This window comes from Corynebacterium sp. HMSC065H09 (assembly GCF_001812845.1).
Taxonomy (GTDB): Bacteria; Actinomycetota; Actinomycetes; order Mycobacteriales; family Mycobacteriaceae; genus Corynebacterium; species Corynebacterium jeikeium_D.
Window position 1 is genome coordinate 1 of sequence record NZ_KV810603.1, and the last position, 3,955, is coordinate 3,955.

The 3,955-nt window shown below is 56.7% G+C and carries 3 protein-coding genes and 1 riboswitch; of the genes, 1 reads left to right on the forward strand and 2 read right to left on the reverse strand.

Annotation, left to right across the window (positions count from 1 at the left end):
• Window positions 1-215: 215 nt before the first annotated feature.
• Window positions 216-1,478 (reverse strand): UDP-N-acetylglucosamine 1-carboxyvinyltransferase, encoded by a 1,263-nt coding sequence (gene murA / locus HMPREF2878_RS09850; RefSeq protein WP_239272592.1) that lies wholly within the window; start codon window positions 1,476-1,478, stop codon window positions 216-218.
• A 47-nt stretch (window positions 1,479-1,525) separates the two neighbouring features.
• Between murA and HMPREF2878_RS09855 the strand changes: the two genes are divergently transcribed.
• Window positions 1,526-2,125: a cob(I)yrinic acid a,c-diamide adenosyltransferase gene (locus HMPREF2878_RS09855; protein ID WP_049173053.1), complete on the forward strand. Its 600-nt coding sequence runs from the start codon at window positions 1,526-1,528 to the stop codon at window positions 2,123-2,125.
• A gap of 71 nt (window positions 2,126-2,196) precedes the next feature.
• Here HMPREF2878_RS09855 and ramA read toward each other — a convergent pair whose 3' ends face one another.
• Window positions 2,197-3,033, reverse strand: a complete 837-nt coding sequence (gene ramA / locus HMPREF2878_RS09860) for an acetate metabolism transcriptional regulator RamA (protein WP_005511953.1) — start codon at window positions 3,031-3,033, stop codon at window positions 2,197-2,199.
• Between the two features lie 475 nt (window positions 3,034-3,508).
• Window positions 3,509-3,766, forward strand: a riboswitch (cobalamin riboswitch).
• The last annotated feature ends 189 nt before the right edge of the window (window positions 3,767-3,955 follow it).

A 3,955-nucleotide genomic window follows, 5' to 3' on the forward strand; every position in this document is an offset into this window, starting at 1 on the left:
TGGCCACGCTGACCTCCGAATACATTACACACACCCGACCCAAAGACACAAAACCCCAGGTAAAATAGCGAAAACCACCACAAGCCACCACTGGAGAATCACTCCCTACGGTCCTGAAGCATCCAGAACCGAAGACTTGCGATGGTTTTCCGCACCGCGCGTTTAACTAGCACCGTGCGCTTAGCCGTTAGCCATTGACCAGAGGCCAACAATCACTAGCTAACCCGTTCAACCGATGCGCCAAGAGAATTGAGTGTCTCTACGAAGCCCGGGTAGCCACGGTCGATGTGATAGACATCGTGCACCTCAGTGACGTCACCTTCTTCAGTACACAGCCCAGCAAGCACTAGTCCCGCTCCGGCGCGAATGTCCGAAGACCACACAGGTGCGGAACTCAGCGTTTCCTTTCCGCGAATCATCACGTGGTGGCCATCGATAGTCGCGTCCGTGCCGAGGCGAATCATCTCGTCGACAAACCGGAAGCGCGACTCAAAAACGTTCTCGGTAAGCACTGACGTCCCTTCGGACACCGCGGACAGAGCAATGGCCATGGGCTGCATGTCCGTCGGAAAGCCTGGGTATGGCAGCGTTTGATAGTTCACACCCTGCGGACGCCTGTCCATACGCACGCGGAAGCCCTGCGGGTAGGTCTCGACCTGAGCGCCTGCGTTCTTCAGTTTTTCCAGAGGAAGGTGCAGGTACTTAGGGTTAATGCCAACGACCGTAATATCGCCGCCGGTCATCGCTGCAGCATAAGCCCAGGTCCCTGCGATAATTCGGTCGCCGACAACCTTGTGCTCAGTCGGGTGCAGCTTCTCTACGCCCTCAACCGTGATGGTGTTAGATCCCGCACCCGAAATCTTGGCGCCCATCTCCACGAGCATCTCGCACAGGTCGACAATTTCGGGCTCACGGGCGGCGTTATCCAGCACAGTCGTACCTTCCGCTAGTACGGCCGCGGTCAGAATATTCTCGGTCGCGCCGACGGACGGGAAGTCCAGCTTGATGTTCGCCCCCTTGAGTCGCCCCGCCTCAGCCACCACGCAACCGTGGTGAATATAGGTGCGTGCTCCCAATTTCTCCAGGCCAGCCTGATGCATGTCCAGCGGGCGGGAACCAATAGCGTCACCACCGGGCAGTGCGACAATCGCGTTACGGGTACGCGCCGTCAGCGGCCCGAGCACACAGACCGAAGCGCGGAACTGGCGCACGGCATCGAAATCGGCGTGATGCGAGAGTTCTTCGGGCACCGTGATTTCAATCCGGTCGCCCTCGCGCGTCACGGAGCAGCCGAGCCCTTCGAGGACCTTTTGCATCAATGGCACGTCGTCAATTTCAGGGCAGTTCGTCAGTACTGTCGTGCCCTCGGCGAGAAGCGCCGCACCCATCAGTTTCAGAACCGAGTTCTTCGCCCCGGAAATCTGAACCTGACCATTTAGCGTCGCTCCGCCTTTAACCAGAAATCGCTCATTTCCCACTCCCCCAGCCAACCACATTTCGCAATATCGCGCTTAGGCTTGAAGCTATGAGCGTTCATCTAACTCGCATTTACACTCGCACCGGCGACGACGGCACCACTGGATTATCCGATTTCAGCCGCGTTCCCAAGGATGATTCTCGCCTTATCGCCTACGCCACGTGCGAGGAGGCCAACGCCGCACTCGGCCAGGCGCTCAGTTTCGGCACGCTTGACGACGAAATCTCGGCTGTCATTCGCTACGTGCAGAATGACCTATTTGATGCCGGAGCCGACCTGGCAACACCTATTGAAGAAAACCCGAAGTACCCGCCGTTGCGTATCGAGCCGGATTACATCGAGCGACTCGAGCACTGGTGCGACCAATTCAATGAACAACTGCCGAAACTGGATTCCTTCATCCTCCCGGGAGGCACACCAGCCGCAGCACTGCTACACACAGCTCGGGTGATTACTCGCCGAGCCGAGCGTGCAGCATGGGCTGCCTGCCGCGAATTTCCCGAAACCACCTCAGTCCTACCGGCGAAGTATCTCAATCGCCTGTCTGACCTGTTGTTTATTCTTTCGAGAGTGGCCAATGACGGAAACGACGTTAAGTGGATCCCCGGTGGTGAGCGCGAAGCCCAGCGGCAAGCAGGGGGTAAGTAGCGGAGCAAGTAGCAGAACTGACTACCCCAATACCCGCGGGTTTGGGCGCAAAGGAACCGTCGTCAAGCGGTTTACGGCAGTGCGCCGATGCGACGGGCCGCGTTGACGGCCTCGTAGCGAGTATGGGCGCCCAGCTTGCGCATTACGGAGCGGAGGTAGGACTTAACCGTCTCGGCACCGATGCCCATTTCCTCTGCGGCCTCGACGTTGGTGTGACCGAGGGCGACACAGGCGAGAACATCGAGCTCACGAGCCGACAGCTTGGTGGTCTGCTTGACGCGAACCGGGGTGACCATCTGGTCACAGAGCACCTCGAGTTCCTGGCGCAGCTTCTCGTCATCCACACGGTTAGCGAGCATGCGCAGCTTGGAGTGCGTGGAACGAACCTGCTCCCACTCAGCGCCATTCATGATGCGGCCGCCCTTACCGTTGCCAGAACGATCCATGTTGCGGCAGGCATCGACGACAGCGAGGTCCTGCTCCAGGCAACGGGCGGTCATTGTGACCTCTTCAAGAACCTTGTCCCCCAGGCGCACCGAGGAGTGCACGCCACCGTAGAGCACGCCACGGACAAGACGCGAAACGATCACCGGCACGGCGACCAGCGAGTGCAGGCCTTCGTCACGAATCTTGTCGTCATACTCATGGGTAATAACCTTGGCGCGCAGGTAGTCACTGACACCCACCGGGCGGCGCGTGGCCAACACGCGACCACCGACACCCGCACCCGATTCCACAGTCAGATTCTGCAGGGCCGGAGTACGCAGGCCAACCCAGTTGTTGATCTGCATCTTAGAGTTATCGGTGACTTCCGCATACATTGTGACCGGAATACCAGTCGCATTCTTTAGGGCGACCAAGGACGACTTAATAACCTCATTGTCGTCCAGAATGCGGTGGGGATCCATCTCGCGTCCTCCTGCGTAACGGGCAAATTGCTTCACTGGCACCCACAGAGGCACCATCAGCCTGTGACTTCGCGCCGACTTACACTCCTACGAAATGGCCAACTACCGCTCAGCGGCCACTGACCCTTTCGGGGGCTGTAAACCGTACAAAGTAGATAGTACCCTCCGAACGGGTACACCTGCATTAAGGCATCCGTCACACAATCTTAGGAAACAACTAGGTTTCTCTACAAGTACGTAAAGAAAATACCAGGATAAATCCTGTCATTAGCCCCGCCTCGGCCGAATAAATACAAGGCAGGGGGTAGCTATTTTTCCGCTAACAAACTGCGTGAATGTTAATAACAGAGGGTAATGAACGGCGTTTTACCCCCAATGCGGACATTTTCGAAAAAGACCTTCGCTTATTTTGCATCGTGCGCTATTGTCATACATGCAACAGGTTTTGTTGAGTTCCACTTTCAATGCTACGTCCTCCACGTGGTTGTCCGAAGGTGGTGCACAGCAAACGCAAGAGGGAATCCGGTGCAATTCCGGAACTGTCCCGCAGCGGTAATCTGGAACAAAATTCGCCAACGGCACTGAGGTTATTTCAACCTTGGGAAGCGGCGAAAAGTAGGAAAATTGATAATAAGGATCTGCACGTAAGCATTGAAGCTTGCGGCAGTCGTCATCCCCTTATTGTCGGTCACGCCAGAAAGTCCGAATACCTGCCTGATGCGCCGAGGGCACTGCAAAGTGTCACGGCCACGGAGATCGCCCGCGGACAGGTGTGACGTGAAATGGAAGCGAAGAAATGCGACAGCTTCGCCTATATTTCTAGGCCTATTTTCATAGGCATTACGCCCTGCCCGCGGGCGTTTTTCTCATTTTTAGCGCGGTTTAGCTGCGGGTTAAGTAAAGAAAAGTGTGTCCGCATGCC

What these genes read in the sequence shown, in the direction of transcription:
- HMPREF2878_RS09855 (WP_049173053.1), top strand. Translation starts at nt 1,526, where the DNA reads ATGAGCGTTCATCTAACTCGCATTTACACTCGCACCGGCGACGACGGC.
- ramA (WP_005511953.1), bottom strand. Translation starts at nt 3,033, where the DNA reads ATGGATCCCCACCGCATTCTGGACGACAATGAGGTTATTAAGTCGTCC.